1 pseudogene is annotated in these 304 nt (G+C 63.5%); it reads left to right on the top strand.

The features are described 5' to 3' along the window. Positions 1-304, top strand: a pseudogene (locus AC3XQU_RS23595) (conjugative transfer ATPase); the annotation flags it as partial.

The raw sequence follows: 304 nt of genomic DNA, 5'->3' as shown, positions 1-304 counted from the left end.
CTACCGGCCGCGGCTGTTCATCGTGGAAGCCGGCAACAGCTTCGGCTTGTTCAGCGACTTCGCCAAGCGCCTGGGTCTGACCGTAAACCGGGTCAAGCTGGCTCCTGGCTCAGGCATCAGCCTGGCGCCGTTCGCCGACGCTCGCCGGCTGATCGAAACGCCCAGCAACGTGCAGACGCTTGATGCCGATGCACTGGATGAAGAATTGCCAGCCGATTCCTCGGTCATGGAGGAGGACGAGCAGCGCGACGTGCTGGGTGAACTGGAGATCACGGCACGGCTGATGATCACAGGCGGCGAGGAC

This window comes from Telluria sp. AZSoR62, from assembly GCF_058111565.1.
This window is presented reverse-complemented; position numbering and strand designations above follow the sequence as displayed.